This is a genomic window from Bradyrhizobium sp. (assembly GCF_049512235.1).
In the GTDB taxonomy this organism is placed as follows: Bacteria; Pseudomonadota; Alphaproteobacteria; order Rhizobiales; family Xanthobacteraceae; genus Bradyrhizobium.
Window position 1 is genome coordinate 1 of record NZ_JBEKXH010000532.1, and the last position, 4160, is coordinate 4160.

The 4160-nt window shown below is 61.9% G+C and carries 3 protein-coding genes and 1 pseudogene; all 4 read left to right on the forward strand.

The window, feature by feature from the left end; all coding sequences use genetic code 11:
* Positions 1-474 (forward strand): annotated as a pseudogene (locus ABSG20_RS31130) (AhpC/TSA family protein); the annotation flags it as partial.
* Between the two features lie 39 nt (positions 475-513).
* The gene (locus ABSG20_RS31135) at positions 514-1263 is read left to right on the forward strand and encodes an SDR family oxidoreductase (protein ID WP_423868286.1); all 750 of its coding nucleotides are present in this window, start codon (positions 514-516) and stop codon (positions 1261-1263) included.
* A 206-nt stretch (positions 1264-1469) separates the two neighbouring features.
* Entirely contained in the window at positions 1470-3206 is a 1737-nt protein-coding gene (gene poxB / locus ABSG20_RS31140; protein WP_423868287.1) for a ubiquinone-dependent pyruvate dehydrogenase, read from the forward strand.
* 320 nt (positions 3207-3526) lie between these two features.
* The gene (locus ABSG20_RS31145) at positions 3527-3859 is read left to right on the forward strand and encodes a type II toxin-antitoxin system HicB family antitoxin (protein ID WP_423868288.1); all 333 of its coding nucleotides are present in this window, start codon (positions 3527-3529) and stop codon (positions 3857-3859) included.
* Positions 3860-4160: the final 301 nt, after the last annotated feature.

The window sequence follows — 4160 nt, forward strand, 5'->3', positions numbered from 1 at the left end:
GCGGCGGTTTCTGCCCGAAGGACCGCCGGGCGGCGGAAGGGCTGGTCGAGCTCCATCGAGATGGAGGTCGGCTATTGCCGGCTGGTCACGATCAGCACCGACAACATCACCGAGACCAATGAATATCGCAGCGGGGTCGGGGCTCACTGGCCTTTCCTCTCCGACGCGCGCCGCGTGGTCCAAAAGGATCTCGACATCGCCGAATACACCGATCCCCTGCACAATCCAATGATCCCGCACGTGATCGTGCTCGAACCCGGTCTTGTCATCTACAAGATCTACAATGGCTATTGGTACTTCGGCCGGCCGACCATGGAAGATCTCCGGCAGGATTTGCGTGCCGTTACCAGGAAATGCCGGCCGGACTGGGACATCACGACGCCAGAACTGAAGGCTGCGTGGCAGCAAGGTCGCAAGGAGTTGTTCTATCCCTACGGCAAAACCTACATCCAGACGCTCGGTGAACAGGATTAGCAGGGAGACAGCAAACCAGGCCAACGGAGGAGAAATGTCGTGAGTCGCTTCGCAAACAAGATCGTTGTCGTCACCGGTGGCACCAGCGGTATCGGCCTCGCCGCCGCAAAGCAGTTCATCAAGGAGGGGGCCAAGGTGGTCGTGACCGGCCGCAGCTCGCAGTCGGCGAGCAACGCCCAAAAAGAGCTCGGCGCGAACGCCGTGGCGATCCTCGCCGATGTCACAAAATCGGCCGACCTCGATGGCCTGTTCCGGCAGGTACGGGAGAAGTACGGCCGGATCGACGTCCTCTATGCCAATGCGGGTATCGCCAAACTGGGTTCCGTCGCGGAGACGACCGAGGAAATCTTCGATGACGTTCTCGATGCCAACTTCCGCGGCGCGTACTTCACCGTTCAGAAGGCATTGCCCCTCTTGAACGATGGCGGAGCCATCGTCTTCACGACCTCCTGGTTCGACGAGGCAGGTATCGCAGGAACGTCAGCGGTGTCAGCCTCGAAAGCGGCGCTGCGTAACCTGACCCGGACGCTTGCCGCCGAGCTGATCAGCCGGAACATTCGTGTCAATGCCGTCAGTCCCGGCGTGATCGAGACGCCGCTGTTCGGAAAACTCGGCATTCCCGACGCCGATGCCGAGGAACTCGGCAAGGCTCTGCTGCAGCAGATCCCGGCAAAGCGCTTCGGCAAGCCCGAAGAAGTCGCCACCGCAGTCGCATTCCTCGCTTCCGACGATGCCTCCTACATCACCGGGGCCGAACTCGCCGTCGATGGCGGCCGCACGCAGCTCTGACTGTAGTGGATCGATTCCAGCCAAGTGAGTAAAAAAGGCGCTACGGGTTGTTGCGGAAGGTCCAGGTCATGATCGATAAGAATGATGGATGGACAGGCAGGGCTTCCGCTCAAAGGGTTCGGCATGGCCACGGCTATGCGGCGGATCGGACCGCCGGCGCAAGCGCACCCCGCCATCCTCGAAGCCATGATGAAGGATAAAGAGCCATGCCAGTCGAAAACGTTGCCGATCTCATCGTTGAAACCCTGACCCAGGCGGGGGTGAAGCGCATCTTCGGCGTGGTCGGTGACAGCCTGAACGGCCTGACCGAGTCGGTGCGCAAGCGAAAAGCGATGGATTGGATTCACGTTCGACACGAGGAGGTCGCTGCCTTCGCAGCGGCGGGCGAGGCGCAAATCACCGGCGCCCTGGCGGTGTGTGCCGGGTCGTGCGGGCCGGGCAATTTGCATCTCATCAACGGCCTGTTCGATGCGCACCGCAGCCGCGTTCCTGTTTTGGCGATCGCCGCTCAAATTCCTTCCGGGGAAATCGGCGGCGGCTATTTCCAAGAGACCCATCCGCAGGAACTGTTCCGGGAATGCAGTCACTACTGCGAGCTCGTCTCGGACACGGCTCAACTCCCTTACGTGTTGGAAAACGCCATTCGCGCAGCGGTGGGACGGCGCGGTGTCGCCGTGCTGGTCATCCCTGGCGACGTGGCGCTTCGGTCATCGCCCAGGCGCGCCATTTCGCCGAATCCCGGGCTGCTGCCGGTGGCGCCGATTGTGCAGCCGGCCGAGCCCGAATTGAGGGCATTGGCCGACCTCCTCAATGGGGCCAGGCGCGTCACCCTGTTCTGCGGCCGCGGCTGTGCCGGCGCCCACGGCCGCCTCCTGCAACTTGCCGAGATCCTGAAGAGCCCGATGGTGCACGCACTTGGCGGCAAGGAGCACATCGAATACGACAACCCCTACGATGTCGGCATGACCGGCTTTATCGGTTTCTCCTCCGGTTACGCGGCCATGCATGCGTGCGACGTCCTCCTGATGCTGGGGACCGATTTTCCCTACAAGCAATTTTTTCCGGCGGACGCAAAAATCGCGCAGGTCGACATTCGACCGGAGAACCTTGGACGCCGCTGCAGGCTCGACCTCGGGCTGGTCGGCGACATCGGCGCCACGATCGACGCGCTGTTGCCCAAGCTTACGGTGAAAACCGATCGATCGCACCTCGACGCCAGCGTGGCCCACTACCGCAAGGCGCGCGCCGGACTGGATGAACTCGCCAAGGGTACGCCAGGGTATAAGCCCATCCATCCGCAATACCTCGCGCGCGTTCTCAGTGAGAGCGCAGCCGACGACGCCGTCTTCACGGCCGATGTCGGCACACCCACCATCTGGGCGGCGCGCTACCTTGCGATGAATGGTCGCCGGCGCCTGATCGGTTCCTGGGTCCACGGCTCGATGGCCAATGCCATGGCGCATGCCATCGGAGTTCAGGCCGCCGAGCCGCGGCGGCAGGTTGTATCGATGTCCGGCGACGGCGGTTTTGCCATGCTGATGGGCGACCTGATCACGCTGACCCAGATGAAGCTGCCGGTCAAAGTCGTGATCTTCAACAACGGGGTGCTGGGCTTTGTGGCGCTGGAAATGAAGGCCGCGGGTTTCGTCGAGACCGGAGTCGATCTGCAAAATCCCGACTTCGCAGCCATGGCCCGCGCCATGGGCATTCATGCCGTCCGGGTGGAGGATCCCGGAGAGCTGGCAAGCGCGGTCCGCGAGGTGCTGGATCATGACGGCCCGGCCGTGCTCGATGTCGTCACCGCGAAGCAGGAGCTGTCGATGCCGCCGACGATCGCGGTGGAACAGATCAAGGGCTTCAGCCTATGGGTGCTTCGGGCGGTCATGAGCGGCCGCGGCGACGAGGTGCTCGATCTGGCGAAAACCAATCTGTTGCCGCGCTGAGCGGGGTCACAGGGAAGAATCGGCGAGCTTCGAAAGACCAGGACGCAAGCTGGTACGACGTTGATGGCGCGGCCCGGCGTCAAGCCCGGTATGGAAGCAAAGCTGGATTGAGGCTCATTGGAACCGCTTCGCGGGCCCTACGCACAACTGTCATCGCCCGACTTGATCGGGCGACCCAGTAAACGCTGACGTCAATGATGGAGTGACATGGCCGCACAGGAAGCTTTCATCCCGCCCTGTGGACCATGGCGAAAAAAGGAGACCGACAAGGGCGCCGTGAAATCGGTCCTCCGCTTTCTGACTGAAGCAGGGATCGAGCCATGACGACGATGAATTATAAAGGATACGAGGCGACTGTCGAATACGACGAGGACGCGGAGATTTTCCATGGCGAGGTCGCCGACCTGCGCGACGTGGTCACCTTCCAGGGAAAATCCGTGGCCGAACTCAAGAAGGCCTTTGCCGGATCGATCGAGGATTATCTTGCATTCTGCAAGGTGCGCGGCGAAGAGCCGGAGAAGCCGTTCTCGGGCCAGTTCGTCGTGCGCACCGATCCAGCTTTGCACAAAGACCTATCCTCGGCCGCAAGGCGCGCCGGGGTCAGCCTCAACAAATTTGTCACCTCTGCCTTGGAAAAGGCCGTCCGCCGCTGAGGCCAGCCGTCAAAACTATTGAATCGGATCGGGTTCTCCCCTCTCCCCCCTGCGAAGCGGCGGGGAGGGGTCGGGGGCGGGCGTTACGGTGACACTTTACTAAATCCCCACTCGATGCTGTTCGCTGTGTTTGCCCTCCCAGCATCAGATCCGCGCCCGCGCAAGAGGGGGCCAAAAGCAAAAGCAAAAGAGAAAAGGATCGAGTAAAGCGTCACCTTGATACAGCGAGCACCAGCGCTGCAAGCAGATCACGCCCGAGGGCGAGACGCTTTACATTGGCGCCTTCGGCGTGCTGGCCGAG